This window comes from Arthrobacter sp. SlRoot2-15, assembly GCF_059739345.1.
On sequence record NZ_AP046058.1, the window covers coordinates 2,174,323 to 2,189,897 of the forward strand.

17 protein-coding genes are annotated in these 15,575 nt (G+C 69.7%); 8 read left to right on the forward strand and 9 right to left on the reverse strand.

Annotation, left to right across the window (positions count from 1 at the left end; genetic code table 11):
• Positions 1-107: 107 nt before the first annotated feature.
• The 4 genes from AC6I9V_RS09920 to AC6I9V_RS09935 form a co-directional block, all read right to left on the reverse strand.
• Positions 108-2,228: a glycosyltransferase gene (locus AC6I9V_RS09920; protein ID WP_497899288.1), complete on the reverse strand. Its 2,121-nt coding sequence runs from the start codon at positions 2,226-2,228 to the stop codon at positions 108-110.
• The gene (locus AC6I9V_RS09925) at positions 2,225-3,325 is read right to left on the reverse strand and encodes a hypothetical protein (RefSeq protein ID WP_497899289.1); all 1,101 of its coding nucleotides are present in this window, start codon (positions 3,323-3,325) and stop codon (positions 2,225-2,227) included. Before AC6I9V_RS09925 ends, AC6I9V_RS09920 begins: the two co-directional genes overlap by 4 nt.
• 70 nt (positions 3,326-3,395) lie before the next feature.
• Positions 3,396-4,394 (reverse strand): glycosyltransferase family 2 protein, encoded by a 999-nt coding sequence (locus AC6I9V_RS09930; RefSeq protein ID WP_497899290.1) that lies wholly within the window; start codon positions 4,392-4,394, stop codon positions 3,396-3,398.
• Between the two features lies 1 nt (position 4,395).
• Positions 4,396-5,196 carry a glycosyltransferase family 2 protein gene (locus AC6I9V_RS09935; protein WP_349413422.1) on the reverse strand — a complete coding sequence of 267 codons (801 nt, stop codon included), beginning with the start codon at positions 5,194-5,196 and terminating at the stop codon, positions 4,396-4,398.
• Positions 5,197-5,487: 291 nt separating this feature from the next.
• Here AC6I9V_RS09935 and AC6I9V_RS09940 point away from each other — a divergent pair, with 291 nt between their 5' ends.
• On the forward strand, positions 5,488-6,525 hold the full coding sequence (locus AC6I9V_RS09940; protein ID WP_497899291.1) for a glycoside hydrolase family 16 protein: 1,038 nt from the start codon (positions 5,488-5,490) through the stop codon (positions 6,523-6,525).
• A 4-nt stretch (positions 6,526-6,529) separates the two neighbouring features.
• Here AC6I9V_RS09940 and AC6I9V_RS09945 read toward each other — a convergent pair whose 3' ends face one another.
• Entirely contained in the window at positions 6,530-7,621 is a 1,092-nt protein-coding gene (locus tag AC6I9V_RS09945) for a metallophosphoesterase (protein WP_497899292.1), read from the reverse strand.
• Between the two features lie 270 nt (positions 7,622-7,891).
• Here AC6I9V_RS09945 and AC6I9V_RS09950 point away from each other — a divergent pair, with 270 nt between their 5' ends.
• From AC6I9V_RS09950 to AC6I9V_RS09960, 3 genes are all read left to right on the forward strand, one after another.
• Positions 7,892-8,437: a YceI family protein gene (locus AC6I9V_RS09950; protein ID WP_349413419.1), complete on the forward strand. Its 546-nt coding sequence runs from the start codon at positions 7,892-7,894 to the stop codon at positions 8,435-8,437.
• A 63-nt stretch (positions 8,438-8,500) separates the two neighbouring features.
• The gene (locus tag AC6I9V_RS09955) at positions 8,501-8,902 is read left to right on the forward strand and encodes a YccF domain-containing protein (RefSeq protein ID WP_349413418.1); all 402 of its coding nucleotides are present in this window, start codon (positions 8,501-8,503) and stop codon (positions 8,900-8,902) included.
• A gap of 42 nt (positions 8,903-8,944) precedes the next feature.
• Positions 8,945-9,433: an SRPBCC family protein gene (locus AC6I9V_RS09960; RefSeq protein WP_497899293.1), complete on the forward strand. Its 489-nt coding sequence runs from the start codon at positions 8,945-8,947 to the stop codon at positions 9,431-9,433.
• Between the two features lie 82 nt (positions 9,434-9,515).
• Here the strand turns inward: AC6I9V_RS09960 and AC6I9V_RS09965 are convergent, their stop codons facing one another.
• Genes AC6I9V_RS09965 through AC6I9V_RS09980 form a run of 4 tightly spaced genes read right to left on the reverse strand, consistent with a single transcriptional unit; the run spans position 9,516 to position 12,321 of the window.
• Positions 9,516-9,914 (reverse strand): VOC family protein, encoded by a 399-nt coding sequence (locus tag AC6I9V_RS09965; RefSeq protein ID WP_497899294.1) that lies wholly within the window; start codon positions 9,912-9,914, stop codon positions 9,516-9,518.
• Positions 9,911-10,063, reverse strand: coding sequence for a ribbon-helix-helix domain-containing protein (locus AC6I9V_RS09970; RefSeq protein WP_497899295.1), 153 nt, complete (start codon positions 10,061-10,063; stop codon positions 9,911-9,913). The genes AC6I9V_RS09965 and AC6I9V_RS09970 overlap by 4 nt, the downstream gene beginning before the upstream one ends.
• A gap of 44 nt (positions 10,064-10,107) precedes the next feature.
• A complete protein-coding gene (locus AC6I9V_RS09975; protein ID WP_497899296.1) occupies positions 10,108-10,977 on the reverse strand; it encodes a DUF4031 domain-containing protein in 870 nt (289 codons plus the stop codon).
• A 9-nt stretch (positions 10,978-10,986) separates the two neighbouring features.
• Positions 10,987-12,321 carry an FAD-binding oxidoreductase gene (locus AC6I9V_RS09980; protein WP_497899297.1) on the reverse strand — a complete coding sequence of 445 codons (1,335 nt, stop codon included), beginning with the start codon at positions 12,319-12,321 and terminating at the stop codon, positions 10,987-10,989.
• Positions 12,322-12,496: 175 nt separating this feature from the next.
• Between AC6I9V_RS09980 and AC6I9V_RS09985 the strand changes: the two genes are divergently transcribed.
• The 4 genes from AC6I9V_RS09985 to AC6I9V_RS10000 are packed head-to-tail and all read left to right on the forward strand — an operon-like array spanning position 12,497 to position 15,559.
• Positions 12,497-12,907 carry a TOBE domain-containing protein gene (locus AC6I9V_RS09985; RefSeq protein WP_497899298.1) on the forward strand — a complete coding sequence of 137 codons (411 nt, stop codon included), beginning with the start codon at positions 12,497-12,499 and terminating at the stop codon, positions 12,905-12,907.
• Positions 12,904-13,671, forward strand: coding sequence for a molybdate ABC transporter substrate-binding protein (modA, locus tag AC6I9V_RS09990; RefSeq protein WP_497899299.1), 768 nt, complete (start codon positions 12,904-12,906; stop codon positions 13,669-13,671). Before AC6I9V_RS09985 ends, modA begins: the two co-directional genes overlap by 4 nt.
• Entirely contained in the window at positions 13,668-14,513 is an 846-nt protein-coding gene (locus tag AC6I9V_RS09995) for an ABC transporter permease (protein ID WP_497899300.1), read from the forward strand. Before modA ends, AC6I9V_RS09995 begins: the two co-directional genes overlap by 4 nt.
• Positions 14,510-15,559 carry a sulfate/molybdate ABC transporter ATP-binding protein gene (locus tag AC6I9V_RS10000; RefSeq protein WP_497899301.1) on the forward strand — a complete coding sequence of 350 codons (1,050 nt, stop codon included), beginning with the start codon at positions 14,510-14,512 and terminating at the stop codon, positions 15,557-15,559. Before AC6I9V_RS09995 ends, AC6I9V_RS10000 begins: the two co-directional genes overlap by 4 nt.
• The last annotated feature ends 16 nt before the right edge of the window (positions 15,560-15,575 follow it).

Sequence of the window (15,575 nt, forward strand, 5' to 3'; positions counted from 1 at the left end):
CGGAGGAGTGGCGCCGTGTTTTGCGGGGTGTTTAGCCTCGTCCCTGGGGCCTTCATGGCGCCCATGCGCCTGGGGAGCAGCAGGGACAGCGGTAGAAGGTTCGGGTGTCATGATTTCTCGATTCCAGTGGGCTCGTTGAATGCCGCTGAAGAGACCGGGTCAGGTGCAGCGGGCTTCACTCGGGTCAGAGTGATCAGACGCCAGACGGCGATGAGCGCCGCGGCCGCCTGGGCGGCGGACCAGAGCACGGATACGCCGGTAAGGCCAAATTGCTGGGCAACGGCGGCGGCCGGGATGACCACCAGCGCGGCCGTAAGGACCGCGACGAATGTCGATTCCATCAGGCGCCCGCGGGCGCGGCACAGGCCGTAATAGACCTGGGTCACGCAGCTGAGCAGCAGTGCCGGTACCAGGACCGGCAACAGCACCCAGGCGGAGGCGTAGTGCGGACCGAGGAACTGCAGGAGGTAGGGACCCAACAGCAGGAGGATCAGCCCGGCCGCGAGGGTCAGCAGCAGGCTTGCGCGGATGGCGGAGGAAACCAGCCCCGGTCTGGACCGCGTTCCGGCCAGGGCTGTCTGGAGTGAAAACCCGGCCGACTGCGGGACGAAGAAGACCGCAGAGGCCATCATCCACACGATGTACCAGGCGGCGGTCGACCCCGGGCCGAGGGTGGCGGCGACGATCAGCGGCAGGAGGTAGCCCGGCGCCCGGTCCGCCAGCATCAGGGCGTGGTTGGGAAGTCCGGGCCTGAGCAGTCCGAGAGCGGACCGGGGGCGCAGGCCGTGCCGCCAGTCCGGTTCAAGCTGTGCCCGGCGCAGCTGCCGCAGCCCCGCGAGAACGCTGACCAGGGCCCCCGCCGCCACGGCGCCCACCACGACGGAGAGGTCGCGGATCCCGGCGGCGAAGGCCAGGCCGAGAACTCCCAGCTGCACCAGGCTCTGCAGCAGGCTGCGGACCAGGGCACGGTCGGCCCGCTCCTGGGCCACGCCGATGTGGTCCAGCTGGTAGGCCGCGCTGGCGAAGAATGCCGTCGCCAGGAAGATGATGGTGACAACCGGGTTGCGCCAGGCCTCGCCGACGCCGGTGCCCATCGAATAGGTGACCGCCGCGAGCACTCCGCCCACCAGTAGCGCGGAAACCCCGACGGTCAGCAGGCTCGTTGCGGTCAGCCGGCGGCCGCCGTCGGGCTCGCCGGGCAGGAGGGTCAGGGTGGCCGGCCCGACGCCGAGCATGCCGAGTTGGACGGTGAGGAGGGCGGCGGACACCACGGCCGACCCGAGCCCGATCTGCTCCGGCGGCAGCAGGAGCGCGGCGAGCGCCCAGAACAGGAACCCCGTCACCATGGGGGCGATCCGGGCCGCCGCGAGCCAGGCCGCGTTGCCTCCGACGGAGAGCGGGCGCGACTGGGGGCGGAGGATCTCGCCGAACATGGCGCGGTAGTTGTAGAGCAGGAAGCCGGCCCAGTAGGGCAGGAAGCGGGGGGCGTGGACCAGGGACAGGCCGACGCCGCGCACGGAAGCCAGCAGCGGCAGGACGGCCAGCCAGCCCGCCCGGCCCGGATGCTTCCGGATGGTCCGGGCCATGCCGGCGCCGTCCTGGAGCCATTGGTCGCGGGCGCAGTCGAAGGTGTCGGCGAAGCGGTGCCGGACCACGGTCGTGGGGGAGACGCCGAGCTTGTAGCCGCCGTCCTCGAGCCGGATCCGCAATTCGATGTCCTCACCGGAACGGAAGTTGTCATCGAAGCCGACGGACAGCAGCACGTCCCGGCGCATCAGCGTGGCGCTGACACCGAACCAGGACCGGACACGGCTGTGGTTGTGGTGCCAGGCCAGGGCGGCGCCCCAGTAGCCCGGGCCGTCGGACTCGCTGGCCAGCCCGAACTGCAGGCCGTCGAAGGCGCCGTCGTCGAATTCGCGCAGCAGCCGCCTCAACGTGCCCGGCGGAAGCACAACGTCGGCGTCGATCAGGGCGACGACCTCGCAGCCCGCGTTTTGGACCCCCAGCATCCGCGCGGCCGGCAGGCCGCGGCCCTCGTCGGAGAGGACGCGGGCCCCGAGGGACCGGGCAATGCTGACAGTGTCGTCCAGCGAACAGCCGTCGACCACGATGATCTCGCGCGGGTGCTGGGCGCGAACCGACTCCAGGCATTCGCCCAGCCAGGCCGCGGCATTCCGCGCCGGAATGATCACCGACACTTCAAGGTCCCCCACTGGTCCGTACCTCACTCATCCAATTTCGAGCGGACCAGGTTGGCCACGTAATCCGAGGTCCGGTCGGCGGACCAGTCGGCCGGGATCCGCAGGAGCGAGCAGGGCACGTCTTCCAGCGCCCGGCGCACAACCGCGGCCTTTTGCCCGAAATGGTCCTCGAGCGGGACCAGCCCGGTCGCGCCGAGTGCTTCGACCAGCCGGCGGGACACCATGGGCAGTTCGGAGTGGAAGTTGCCGATGATGCGGGACGTCATCCACTCCCGGCTGCGGGCCTCCAGCCTTGCGTCGGTGCCGTCGAACCGTTCGAGGAAGATCGCCAGCCGGGCCGGCGCGGCGGAGGAGATCCGTTCGGCCCCGAACACCTGGTCCGGATGCACCATCCGGTGCTCGGGGGACCAGCGGCGGGTGAAGGCCGCGGTCTTCGGGTACCGGACGATGACCGGGTGCACGGCCGTCGCCAGGCGCGCGACGGGGTTGGTGAGCCAGCCCGGCGCCAGGGGCTTCCGGGTACCGTGGAAGAGGTCGGGATAGATGGCGCGGTGGTGCGGTTTGATGAACATCGGCTTGGCGTAGCCCATGAGCATGCCGTCCGCGCCGGTGAAGGCCCAGTCGTCGGCCATAAACCGGACTCCGGGGGTGGCGACCAGCTTGGCGACGGTGCTGGTTTTGCCCACCCCGCCCCAGGCCGGCAGCAGGACGCCGGAGCCCCGGAAGTCCACGACGGCGGCGTGGATCATGGCGGCGTCCTCGCGGACGCAGAGCCGGTCCAGCAAGGGGATGACGGCAGTCAGGAGTTCCCCCTGGCCCTGGATACGGTAGCCGTCGCGTGTTTCGATGATCTGCACTCGGTCCGCGGGCAGGTACAGCGAATCGCCGGTAAAACGGTAGGCGTCCTCTGCATGCGACTGGCCGGGAACCTCCGACACGGCTCCGCTGATGTGCAGCCGAAGCGGCGCCCGGGAGCCGCGCAGGAAGGGCGCGAGCATGTCGCGCAGCTGGGACTCGCCCGGCGTGTCTGGCTCGACGTCGATGCCGACCAGCCCGTGGACGTCAAAGCTCGCGCCGGCGGCGGCGCCGGCAGGGGTGAGCACGTCCCGCTCCGACTGGCTCATGGTTCGAGCCTCCCGGAACCACGACCGCGGCCGCTGACGCAGTCGCCGGGCCCGCCTACTGAGATCGCTTTCACTGAACTTCCCTCCACAGATCGTCGGGTGCTGGCTGGCGTGTTTCCTGCTGGGCGGGGGCCGGAGGCAGCCGGCGCCCACGGACATACCCCAGGGCGGTCGTGGCGAGCACAGCCATCACGGCGGCAGAGCGGCCGAGGCCGGCGAGGTCATTCCCGCGCACCGCGTCACGGATTCCGGCAAACACGGCGCGCGGCAGGACCTGGCGGACATAGCGCCGTTCGGGGCCGAGCGCCCGCTTGTGCCCAACGAGCCGGCTGACCCGGGCCTTCGAAATGCCCTCCGACCAGGACCGCGCCAGCATGTACTTCAGCGTGCCGCGCTCCCTTGGGACGTGGTGGTGCACCACGGCGGCCGGTTCGTACACCACCCGCGAACCCGGGGCGCCGATCACAGCCCGGATGCACAGCTCCGTTTCTTCGCAGCCGAGGGGCTGCGCGTCCTGACGGCCAAGCTCCGGGTTGAAGCCCCCGACACGCTTCAGCACGTCGGCCCGGAAGGACATGTTCGCGCCGATCACGTTGCGCACTTCGGCCGCGACTTTGGGCAGGCCGTGATAGGTGCAGCCGACAATCCAGTCGAGTTCCTCGGCGAAGTAGCGAGGCCGGCCGGCATCCCAGGCCGGCTGGACGCTGCCGCCGACTGCCAGCACATCATCGTCGTCGTACATGGCGGCGAGCCGCTCGAGCCAGTCCGGGTCGGCCTCGGCGTCGTCGTCCAGGAAGGCGACGATCTCGGCATTGGCGACCCCGGCGCCGGTGTTCCGGGCACCGGAGAGGCCCTTGGGCCCGGTATTCTCCACGATCACGACGTCGGGAACGCTGAAGATGAGCCGCTTGTACAGCTCCACGTTGTAGTCGACGACGACGATCGTCTGCTGCGGGCTGTGCGTCTGGGGCCGTAGCGAATCGATGGCGCCGATGAGGAGGTCCCAGCGCTCTTCCGCGTAGGAGCAAATGACGACGGACACGCTCGGCAATCCCGGGATCTGGGACATCCTATTCCCCTACCGCTACGCCGAGCACGCTCCGCGGATCTGTGGGAATGTGCGGGAACGCCTTGTTCGGATACTTGTATTTGACCCGGCGCAGGGCCTCGGGCCGGGCGCCGGCGGTCGGGGCCTCCCAGCTGAGGCGTTCCCGGGCCAGGGTGCGCAGCACGCGCCACCCGTCCCGGAAGGTGTGGAGGTTTGAGTTCCCGGAGATCCGGGCCAGTTCGCGGCTGGGCACCTCGGCGATCCGCAGCCCGGCCCGGGAGGCGCGCACAATCAGCTCTGTTTCGATTTCGAATCCGTCCGACTGGAGTTCCAGCACCTCGACGCATTCCCGGCGCAGGGCGATGTAGCCGTAGCAGAGGTCGGAGAAGTCGCTGCCCAGGACGAGATTGGCCAGCGCGGTGAGCAGCCGGTTGCCGGTGGTCCGCAGCAGGGTGATGTCGTCGGAGCCGCCGCCGGTCACGTAGCGGGATCCCTTGACGAAGTCGTATTCGTGCTGCAGCGGGGCGACCAGCCAGCCGATTTCCTGGGGGTCCATGCTGCCGTCCCCGTCCAGCATGACGATGATGTCGCCCGAGGCGGCGGCAAAACCTGCGCGGACGGCGGCACCTTTGCCTGCCCGGTGCTCGTCCACCACCACGATGTCCAGGCGCAGGGCCTTGGCCACCTCGACTGTGCTGTCGAGGGAGCGCCCGTCGACGATGACAACCTCGTCCACGTAGGAAGGCATGCGGCGAAGGACCCAGGGCAGGTTCATGGCCTCGTTTAGGGTGGGGATGACCACGCTGACGGAAGCTGGAATCATGGGCGGCGTCGTCTGAGGGCGCGATTTTGAAGCAAGATTTGGGATGGACATTAGCCTCACCACTCAATGACGTTGTTAGCTTTCGCCCCAACTGCAGTCATTCCCGGTTGTCAGGAACCAGGATGTAGACCTACGTGCGTACTGCCCGTTGCGGCAACTTCCATGATTTCCCCCTTTCCATAGTCGACTCAGGAACTTGTAAAAACCTTGGGTTAACTTGAACTTTCAAGCTAAATCCGCGGGGTCTGCGGAACCGTTGATTGGCGCCGCCGTCGGTGCCAGACTGGCGCCATGCGGATACCCGGTGAAGGCGGCGCTACCCGACAGGCCAGGGGCCGGAAGCCCGGTTTCAGGCGCCTGCTCGTGCCCGCCGTCGTCCTGTTGCTCGCCGGCTGCTCCAGCGGGGGCACGCCGAATCCTGCCCGGTCGACGCCGCCGCCCGCACAGGCTGCCCCGTCGACGCCGCCGCCTGCGACCGCGCCTGCCGCCGAGTCGGCGCCGCCCGCCGCTCCCGCCAAGCCGGCCCCGCCGCCAGCGCGCACCAAGCCGGCCCCGCCGCCAGCCGTACTGTCCGACCTGGAACTGGCGGCGATGCAGAGCCTGCCGGTGGGGGATCTGCCGGGCTGGAAACAGGTCTTCACCGAGGACTTCACCCAGGGGGATGTCCCGCTCGGCGCCTTTCCGGGGCCCGCCTACCAGGGGCGCTGGAGTGCCGGCTACAAAGACGGGACGCCGGATACCGCGGGCCAGGCCAATGGCGGCAAATCCGGCTACTACCCGAGCAGGGTGCTCAGCGTGAGCAACGGCGTCCTCGACTGGTTCATGCACTCGGAGAACGGGGTGTTCATGGGGGCCGCCCCGACGCCCAGGATTCCGAACGCCAGCACCGCGCCGCCGCGGGCGAACAGCCTGCTCTACGGCCGGGTTTCGGTCCGGTTCAGGGCCGATTCGCTGGCAGGGTACAAAACGGCCTGGCTCTTCTGGCCGGACAGCGGGGTCTGGCCGCGGGACGGCGAGATCGATTTTCCCGAAGGACAGCTGCGTGACATCATCTACGGCGCGGCGCACTATGCCGCACCGCAGGACGGGTTCGACAAGTTCGACTCGACGTCGACGTTCACGTCCTGGCACATCGCCACCACCGAATGGAGCCCGGGGCGGGTGGAGTTCCTGCTCGACGGACGCTCCCTGGGGGCCAGCACCACCCTTGTCCCGAGCACACCCATGCACTACATCCTGCAGACCGAGGCCTGCCTGCCGGCGTGCCCGGCGCCGCAGACCCAGGGGCACGTCCAGCTTGACTGGATCGCCGTCTGGTCACGCCTCTAGCGGACTACTTCCTGCGGATCTCAAAGGCGTCGGTGTGGCTGTAGCCTTCCGCCGGCACCAGCTTCGCGGTGAGGGAATCCCGGTCCGCCCTCACATCCAGCGTGCCCAGGGTGGCGTTGCGGTTCTTGCCTGACCAGCTGGCGAAATAGCCAACTTCCGGATCGTCGTCGTGGACGTTGTAATGGCCGATCCCGCCAATGCCGACGCCCACGAAGACCGTCCCGGCGCCCTGGACCATCGTGTCATCGGTGTCGGCCAGGCACTGGGTCGAGAACGACGCCGGGACCAGGCCCGGGCAGCCGCCGGAGAGGCCCAGTTGGTGCGTTCGCTGGTAGACATGGTCGTGGCCGGCGAGGACCAGGTCCACCTTCTTCTCGATCAGCATGTTGGTAAATTCCTCACCGGGCTGGCAGCCGTAATTGCCCAGGCTGAAGCACGGGGCGTGCATCCCCACCACGGTCCACGGGATATTGCGGGACTTGGCCCCGTTCAGTGCCTCCGCGGTCCACCGCCAGCGCTCGCTGCCCCGGGAGTAGTCCAGCGGGTTCCCGCCCCGGAAGTCGATGCCGGGCGAGACCATCACGATCCGCACCACCGGGTCCTGTTGCGGGACATCCACGTACCACTGGGTGCCGTACTCGCCCTGCAGCCCGGGCAGCCTGTTGGGCAGGCACTTGACGATATTGGCGATGTCCCCCTCGTGGCCGTCGCTCTCATGGTTGCCGGTGACGACCTCGTACGGGAAGCCGGCGCCAAGCTTGCCGGTCACGAGGTCGCAGAACTGCTGCTCGATCCCCGCCATGTAGGTGTAATCACCAAGGCCCAGGTTCAGTTGCGGTTTGAGCTGCGCAATCACGTCCAGCACCTTCCGGGCGCCGTTTCCGACGCCGGTGTCCCCCTGGGCGGTGAAATGAACGGAGGAGCCCTCGATGGGCGGGGGCGAGGGCTCCGGCGGGGCCGCCGACGTCGGCTGGCCCGCAGAGCTGGACGGCGGAGGCTGCGGGGTCTCCGGGGTGCACGCTGACAGCATCAGGGCCGCCGTCAGCAGGCCCGCCGCAAGGCCGATCCTGTTCGGTGCGCGGGATGATCGGGCCACGATTCCTCACATCAAGAGTCTGAGCCCGGCCGGCGCGGCCGGGCAGCGACGGACGATTCGGCGACGGACAATTCGGCGGCTGCTAGGCCTAGGGTAAGCCCGGCAGCTCGGCCAAGGCCAGAGGTCTTTGGCCGGTTGGCCGCGGCCGTCGTGGGCGCGGGGCCGGCGGCCGCGGCACCTATCGCCGCCCGGGCTTCCTCGCTAGCATGCTTCTTGGGACTTCCGATTCCCGGCGGGCACGCCCGCCACCGATGCGAAGGAGAAATGGCGATGACCCTGCCCGAAGGATTGACCCCCGGCGTCTGGACCTTGGACATGTCCCACAGCGAGATTGGATTCAGCGTCCGCCATGCCGGAATCAGCAAGGTCCGCGGCCGCTTCAACGAAGCCTCGGCGGAAGCGCGTGTGCGGGATTCGCTTGCCGACGCCAGCCTGCACGCCACGATCAAGACCGCCAGCTTCGACTCCGGCGACGCCAACCGCGACGGCCATGTGCGCGGACCCGACTTTTTCGACGTCGAGAACTTCCCCGAGATGACCTTCCGCGCAACCTCCATCAGGGGCGACGGCGAGGACTACGTGCTCACCGGCGACCTCACCATCCGCGGCGTGACCAAGCCCGTGGACCTCGAAGTCGAGTTCACCGGCATCGCGGTGGATCCGTTCGGCGCCACCCGGGCCGGTTTCAGCGCCGAGACGGACATCAGCCGCAAGGAATTCGGCCTGACCTGGAACGCCGCCCTCGAGGCCGGCGGCCTATTGGTCAGCGACAAGGTCAAGATCAACGTCGAAGCGGCCATGGTCAAGCAGGCCTGATTCAGGGGCCGCTCAGGGCTAACCCCTGATCCGGATCCGCGGCCGGCGGGAGACAATGGTGCCATGAAGACACTGCTCAACATCATCTGGCTGGTTTTCGGCGGCCTCTGGCTGGCGCTGGGATACTTCCTGGCCGGCATCATCTGCTGCCTGCTGATCATCACCATCCCGTGGGGGCTGGCCTCGTTCCGGATCGCGTCCTACACCCTGTGGCCGTTCGGCCGCATGGTGGTGGACAGGCCGGGCGGGAACGGCGTCTTTACCCTGCTCGGAAATGTCATCTGGCTGCTGGTGGCCGGCATCTGGATCGCGATCGGGCATGTGGTCACGGCCTTCGCCATGGCGATCACCATCATCGGCATCCCGCTGGCCATCGCGAACCTCAAGCTCATCCCGGTATCCCTGATGCCGCTGGGCAAGCAGATCGTTCCCACCGATCGGCCCTTTGTGACCGGCTACCGCTAGGGCCTGTCCGGGCGGACCACCCGGCACCCGAGGGAGAGTGCAATGCCAGAGTCAACGTTTCCGGAAGCGGCGCCCAGCGATGATGAGCTGATGCTGGTCATCACCCGCGAGTTCCAGGTCCCAATCACGGCGGTCTGGTCCGCACTGACCGATCCGGACCAGGCCCCGGCGTGGTGGGGTCCGCGGGGGTTCCATGCCCCGCGGGAAAGCATTGACGCCGACCTGGAGGTCGGCGGCCTGTACCGGGCCTGCATGGTCCAGGACGCCACCGGGCAGGAGTACTGGTGGAGCGGGGTCCACACGGACATCGAGCCGCCCAGTCTGTTTGTATTCACCCATGCCTGGGACAAGCCGGACGGGACCAGGGGCTTCGAGACCGAGGTGACGTTCCGGCTGGAGGAGATCGACGGCGGCACCCGGATGACCTTCACCCAGGGGCCCTTTGACACGGCGGAGAACCGCGACAGCAACGGCTCCGGCTGGCGGGAGTCGTTCGACCGCCTCGCCGAACACCTCCGCCGCGGCGCATAGGAAAGCCAGGCAACGCGGGGTCACCTAGCGCCCATCCCGAGAGGATTTATGGGCGCTACGTGACCCCGCGTTGCGGTTGTGGCTACGGTTTCAGGGCCGCGGACTCACGGATTTCGTAGCTGAGGTTCTGCAGGTCCTCATCGGCCTCATTGACCTGGATGCGGTAGCCGTCGGGGTCCAGGACGGTGAAGTACCGCCCGAAGGTTTCATCCATGACGGGCGAGGCCTCGTAGCCGGCCGCGGCCAGCCGCTCCGCCAGCGGCTCAAGCTTCTCATCGCTGATGAACTGCAGGGCCACCGCGCCGGCGTCGTCGTGTGTGCCGGGGTGCCGGGCGATGTGCAGCCCCAGCGAGCCGCCGACCGCGTTAAGGTCGGCCCAGGTGCCGCTGGTCGCCTCGGTCCGTTCGGCAAGGCCCAGCACCGCGTAGAAGGCGCGGGAGGCCTCGACGTCACGGACGAAGCGGATCGGGGTGATTCTCATTCGCTGTGGCCTTTCGTTGTGTCCAGGGTCCGGGCCAGGGCCTCTTCCACGAAGGCGGACAATGAGAGCCCCTCCTCGATTGCGGCGTGCTTGACCCGCTTCACCAGCGGTGCCGGCAGATAGACGTTGAACTGCACTTTCTCTGTCATGGCTAGGATGCTAGCAATCTAGTGTCATGGCTGCAAGGGGTTTCTCAGCTAAGTTCGCCCTGCAGGTTCCGCCGCGCCGCGTCCTGCCACAGTTCCCGGCCGCGTGCGGTGTGGAAGAGCGGGTCCAGGTCCAGCAACCGGCGCACGACGGCGGCGCGTCCGGCAGCGAAATCGGCGTCGCCGATGTGCGCGAAGTCTTCGCGGACGGCGGCGAGGTAGCGTGCGTAGGCCGCCGGCTCGCCGGCCAGAACGGAGAGGTCGGCGTCGCTGAGCAGTGCGGCGGCTCCGTCGTCGGGGTCCGGCCGGTGGTTCGCTGTCATCCTGACCAGCCGCGCGACCTCGTCCACCTTGTCCGCGGGCAGCCCGTCGTGCGCCAGCCGCTGCTCGGCGAGCCGGGCCGACTCTTCCTCGTCCTCGCCGGCGATGCCGCGGTAAATCGCGTCGTGGAACCAGGCCGCGAGCAGCACCGTGCGGTCCGGCCGCGCCGGCGCCGCCAGCAGGTCGAGGGCCTCCAGCACGGCGAGCAGGTGGGTGCGGCCGTGGTACTTCCGGTGCTCCTCGCCCCAGCGGTCCAGCAGGTCCAGGAAGAGCGCGTCGTGGCCGGGGAGGACCTCGTTCCAGCGGGTCAGCAGCGGCAGCTTCAGGGACCCGTTGCGCCGCCTCGCCGGAATCCGCAGGCCGCTCGCGATCAGCTTGCGGACCAGGACCCTGCCCTCAACCGGAACGGCTCCGGCGGCCACTAGGGCGCCGTAGCGGGCTTCGGCGACGTCGTAATGGTCGCCGTCGAACGCCCGCTCCGGGATGCCGGCGGCCCGGGCGAAGGCATGCAGTTCCTCGAGCGAGCTGTCCGAGATGAGGTGCGAGAAGCGGGTTCCGTGGGCGGGCCACAGCGGCGGATCAAGGTAGACGGCCATGCAGGCAGTCTACGAGGCGGCCGGCTGGATGTTCTGGTTGCCGCGGAAGACGTTGCCCGGATCGAACTCGCGCTTTACCCGCGCCAGCCGGGCGTAGTTGTCCGCGCCAAAGGCCGCCCGGACGCGGTCCGCGCCCTCGTCCCCGACGAAGTTCAGCCACACGCCGCCGTTGGCGTAGGGGGCAATGTCCTGGCGGAACTTCTTCACCCAGGCCTTGGCCTCCTGGCCGCCCTCCGGCGTCTCCTCAATGCCGAAGGGGTGCGTGACCCACTTGGCGCCGCGGTTCTGCAGCGGGGTCTGGGCCGCCGCCGGTCCCGCGACGGCGCCGCCCCAGCGGGCCACCAACTGCTGGGAGTGCGCCCCCGGAAGGTGCCGCGCGGAGTCCACGATCACGTCCAAGGCGTCGTCTGGCAGTTCGTCGTGGTAGTCCGCGCTCCAGTAGTTGTAGAGGTTGGGCGGGTCGTCGATCATCGACTGGAAGTCGGCGTAGGCCATCTCCCCGACGAGGTCCACGGCCGGGCCCAGCTCACGGAACGGGACTGCGTTTTCCGCCCCATCGGCGGGGTCGCCCGCGTAGAGGTAGGCCAGTCCCACGGCCTGCTTGCCCACCATGTCCTCCGGGACAAAGGGTTCCGGCGGTGCCGTCAGGTACACGAGCGCACTGCCGACGGCGTCCGGCGCCGCCAGCGAGAGCTCTCGGTAGGCCCGGGCGAGGTCCGCGGACGCGGCGCCGGGCCAGAGCATCAGGCCGGCCTGCACAGTGGGCCCGAGTTCGTGCAGCCGGAAGGTGAAGCCGGTGGCGACGCCGAAGTTTCCGCCGCCGCCGTGCAGCGCCCAGAACAGTTCCGGGTTCTCCTGGGCGCTCGCGGTGACGCGCTCGCCGGCCGCCGTCACGAGGTCCACCGAGAGCAGGTTGTCGCAGGCGAAGCCGAACGAGCGTTCCAGCCAGCCCGAGCCGCCGCCGAGGGTGAATCCGGCCACCCCGGTGGTGGACGCCCGGCCGCCGGTGGTGGCGAGGCCGTGTTGCTGGGTGGCGCGGTCGAACTCGCCCCAGGTGACGCCGGCGCCCACCGCCACGGTCCGGTTCTCCGGGTCCACCGTGATGGACTTCATCGGACGGACGTCCACCACCAGACCGTCGTCGTTGGTGGACATGCCGGCCACGGAATGGCCGCCCGCCCGGACCGCGACGTCGAGGCTGTTGTCCCGGGCGTAAGCCAGGGCGTCTGCCACGTCGGCGGCGTCCGCGCATTGGGCAATGACGGCCGGGTGCCGGTCGATCATCGCGTTGAAGAGTTTTCGAGTGTCGTCATAGTCCGTGCTGTCCGGCCTGACCCATTTCATGGCTGTGCTCCCTAGCCGACCGCGGCTCCACCCCACCCCAAAAGCCTACGGCGGATGCCCCGGCAGGGCTACAGCGGACGGTATCCCGGGTCTGCAGGCCCCCGGTGCAAAAAGGTTCCGGAAGATGAGCGCCTGTGACGGTCGTATTGACGCAAATGCGGGTTAGAGTGAGCCTATGACTCGTATCCGCGTTTCCGAGGCTGCCCGGTTCCTCGGCGTCAGCGACGACACCGTCCGCCGCTGGACCGAGAACGGCAGCCTCACCCCGCTCAAGGATGAGGCGGGCCGGCTCGCCGTCGACGGCCTGGAACTTGCCACCCTCGCCCGGGACCAGGCGAAACTGCCGGATGACCCCGCCCGCGCCGGAAGTTCCGCCCGGAACCGCTTCGTCGGACTCGTCACCGCCATCACCGCGGACACCGTGATGGCCCAGGTGGAGTTGCAGTGCGGGCCGTTCCGGGTTGTGTCCTTGATGAGCAGCGAAGCCGTCCGCCAACTCGGCCTGGAACTGGGCTCGGTGGCCACCGCCGTCGTCAAGGCCACCACGGTGATCATCGAAAGCCCGCACGGAAGGGCGCTGATATGAGCCGGTTCCGCAGCGCCGCCGTGGTGCTGGCAATGGCCCTGGCAGCCGCGGCCTCCGGCTGTGCCGCCCCGGCCGGCGGGGGCGCACCGGACAAGGACCTGACGGTGTTCGCGGCGGCCTCGCTGAAGGCGCCCTTCACTGCCCTGGCGAAGAAGTTTGAGGCCGGCCACCCCGGGACCAGGGTCACGCTCAGCTTCGCCGGCTCCGCCGACCTCGCCACCCAGCTCAGCCAGGGTGCCCCCGCGGACGTCTTCGCCTCCGCGGACCAGAAGAACATGGCCAAAGTTGCCGGCGCCGCCCTGGTGGACGGTGCTCCGCGGGACTTTGCCAGCAACGTCCTGGCCATCGCCGTGCCGCCGGCCAACCCGGCGGACATCGGCTCGTTCGCCGACCTGGCCAGGCCCGGGACCAAGCTGGTGGTCTGTGCGGCCCAGGTTCCCTGCGGCGCCGCGGCCGCGACGATTGCGGCCAGGGCCGGTGTGGCGCTGAAGCCGGTCAGCGAGGAGTCCGCCGTCACGGACGTGCTCGGCAAGGTCACCTCGGGGGAGGCCGACGCCGGGCTGGTCTACGTCACCGACGTCAAGGCCGCCGGCGACAAGGTCAAGGGGGTCGACTTCCCAGAGTCCGCCTACGCCGTCAACAAGTACCCGATCGCCGCGCTGAAGGACAGCAAGAACAAGGAACTGGCCGCCGCCTTCGTTGCGCTGGTCAGCGGAGCCGAGGGGCAGCAGGTCCTCGCCGACGCGGGCTTCGGACGTCCGTGACGCGGCACGGCTACAGCGGCATCCCGCGCTGGGTGCTGGGCCTCGCCGCCGCCGGGGCACTGTTTGTGCTGCTGCCGCTCGCGGCCATGGTGGCCCGGGTCAATTGGGCCCAGTTCATTCCGCTCGTCAGCTCTGAGGCCTCGCTAACCGCCCTGGGCCTGAGCCTGCGCACGGCGGCGGCGAGCACCGTGCTCTGCGTTGTGCTCGGGGTTCCGCTGGCGCTGGTGCTGGCCCGGGGCGAATTTCGGGGCCAGCGGCTGCTGCGTTCTTTCGTGCTGCTGCCGCTGGTGCTGCCGCCGGTGGTGGGCGGCATCGCGCTGCTGTACACCTTCGGCCGGCAGGGGCTGCTGGGGCGGAGCCTTGAGGTGGCCGGCCTCCAAATCGCGTTCTCGACGACGGCGGTGGTGCTCGCGCAGACCTTCGTGGCGCTGCCGTTCCTCGTGGTCAGCCTCGAAGGGGCGCTCCGCTCGGCCGGCAGCCGGTACGAGGCCGTGGCCGCCACCCTCGGCGCGCGCCCCACCACCGTGCTGCGCCGGGTCACCCTGCCGCTGGTGCTGCCCGGGCTCGCCTCCGGCGCCGTGCTCTCATTCGCCCGCAGCCTCGGTGAATTCGGCGCCACCCTCACCTTCGCGGGAAGCCTGCAAGGCGTCACCCGCACCCTGCCGCTGGAGATCTACCTGCAGCGGGAGACCGACGCCGACGCCGCCGTCGCGCTTTCCCTGCTGCTCGTCGTGGTGGCGGTCGTCGTCGTCGGACTCAGCTACCGGGGTGCGTCGCCCGCCGGCCGTGCGGGCGGCCGAACTGCGGGCAGCCTTGCGGCGGCCGGGCAGGCGCCGGCATGACGTTCACGTTCGACGCCGCCGTCGCCACCCGCGGTTTCGACGTCGCGCTGGAGCTCGGGCCGGCGGAAACGGTGGCGGTCCTCGGACCGAACGGCGCCGGGAAATCCACCCTGCTGTCGGCCGTGGCGGGCCTGCTGCGGCCCGATGCCGGCCGGGCGGAGCTGGACGGGCGCGTCCTCTTCGACCTGGGCCCCGGTCCGCAGGCGTGGATCCCGCCGCACCGCCGCGGCACCGCCCTGCTGGCCCAGGAGCCGCTGCTGTTTCCGCACCTGAGCGCACTCGAAAACGTCGCCTTCGGTCCCCGGAGCGCCGGTGTCCCTCGGACCCAGGCGAGGGAGGCGGCCAGGCACTGGCTGGCGGAGGTCGACGCCTCGGACCTGGCCGGCCGGCGGCCCTCGGAACTCTCCGGCGGCCAGGCGCAGCGGGTGGCGGTGGCCCGGGCGCTGGCGGCCGACCCGGGCCTGCTGCTGCTCGACGAGCCGATGGCCGCCCTGGACGTCCACGCGGCCCCGCTGCTGCGGCGGCTGCTCAAGCGGGTGCTGGCCGGGCGCCGCGCCATCATCGTGACGCACGACGTGCTCGATGCGTACATGCTGGCCGACCGGGTGGTCGTACTGGAGGGCGGCAGGATCACCGAGGAAGGCCCTACCCGGGAGGTGCTTCAACGGCCGCGGAGCCGCTTCGCCGCGGGGCTGGCCGGGCTGAACCTCGTGGCCGGGACCGTCACCACGGACGGGCTCCGGACGGCCTCGGGCCAGGAACTGGCGGGCCGGCACGAGGACCCTCCGGTTGCGGGGCTGGGCGGCGTGGCGGCCTTTCCGCCGTCGGCCGTCTCCGTGTTCCTGGACGAGGCGCACGGCAGTCCACGGAACTCCTTCCCGGTGACGGTGACCGACCTGGAGCCGCACGGAGACCAGATCCGGGTGCGGGCCGGGGAGCTGTCCGCGGACGTGACCCCCGCGGCGTCGGCGGATCTGGGCCTGGCGCCGGGGGTGCGCGCCTACTTTGTGGTCAAAGCGGCCGCGGTGTCCGTGTACCCGGCGTAGGGCTATTGGGGGCCCT

Excerpts from the sequence above, each read along its gene's own strand:
- AC6I9V_RS09925 (WP_497899289.1), bottom strand. The coding sequence starts at position 3,325 with ATGAGCCAGTCGGAGCGGGACGTGCTCACCCCTGCCGGCGCCGCCGCC.
- AC6I9V_RS09930 (WP_497899290.1), bottom strand. The coding sequence starts at position 4,394 with ATGTCCCAGATCCCGGGATTGCCGAGCGTGTCCGTCGTCATTTGCTCC.
- AC6I9V_RS09935 (WP_349413422.1), bottom strand. The coding sequence starts at position 5,196 with ATGATTCCAGCTTCCGTCAGCGTGGTCATCCCCACCCTAAACGAGGCC.
- AC6I9V_RS09940 (WP_497899291.1), top strand. The coding sequence starts at position 5,488 with ATGCGGATACCCGGTGAAGGCGGCGCTACCCGACAGGCCAGGGGCCGG.
- AC6I9V_RS09950 (WP_349413419.1), top strand. The coding sequence starts at position 7,892 with ATGACCCTGCCCGAAGGATTGACCCCCGGCGTCTGGACCTTGGACATG.
- AC6I9V_RS09955 (WP_349413418.1), top strand. The coding sequence starts at position 8,501 with ATGAAGACACTGCTCAACATCATCTGGCTGGTTTTCGGCGGCCTCTGG.
- AC6I9V_RS09960 (WP_497899293.1), top strand. The coding sequence starts at position 8,945 with ATGCCAGAGTCAACGTTTCCGGAAGCGGCGCCCAGCGATGATGAGCTG.
- AC6I9V_RS09965 (WP_497899294.1), bottom strand. The coding sequence starts at position 9,914 with ATGAGAATCACCCCGATCCGCTTCGTCCGTGACGTCGAGGCCTCCCGC.
- AC6I9V_RS09970 (WP_497899295.1), bottom strand. The coding sequence starts at position 10,063 with ATGACAGAGAAAGTGCAGTTCAACGTCTATCTGCCGGCACCGCTGGTG.
- AC6I9V_RS09975 (WP_497899296.1), bottom strand. The coding sequence starts at position 10,977 with ATGGCCGTCTACCTTGATCCGCCGCTGTGGCCCGCCCACGGAACCCGC.
- AC6I9V_RS09980 (WP_497899297.1), bottom strand. The coding sequence starts at position 12,321 with ATGAAATGGGTCAGGCCGGACAGCACGGACTATGACGACACTCGAAAA.
- AC6I9V_RS09985 (WP_497899298.1), top strand. The coding sequence starts at position 12,497 with ATGACTCGTATCCGCGTTTCCGAGGCTGCCCGGTTCCTCGGCGTCAGC.
- modA (WP_497899299.1), top strand. The coding sequence starts at position 12,904 with ATGAGCCGGTTCCGCAGCGCCGCCGTGGTGCTGGCAATGGCCCTGGCA.
- AC6I9V_RS10000 (WP_497899301.1), top strand. The coding sequence starts at position 14,510 with ATGACGTTCACGTTCGACGCCGCCGTCGCCACCCGCGGTTTCGACGTC.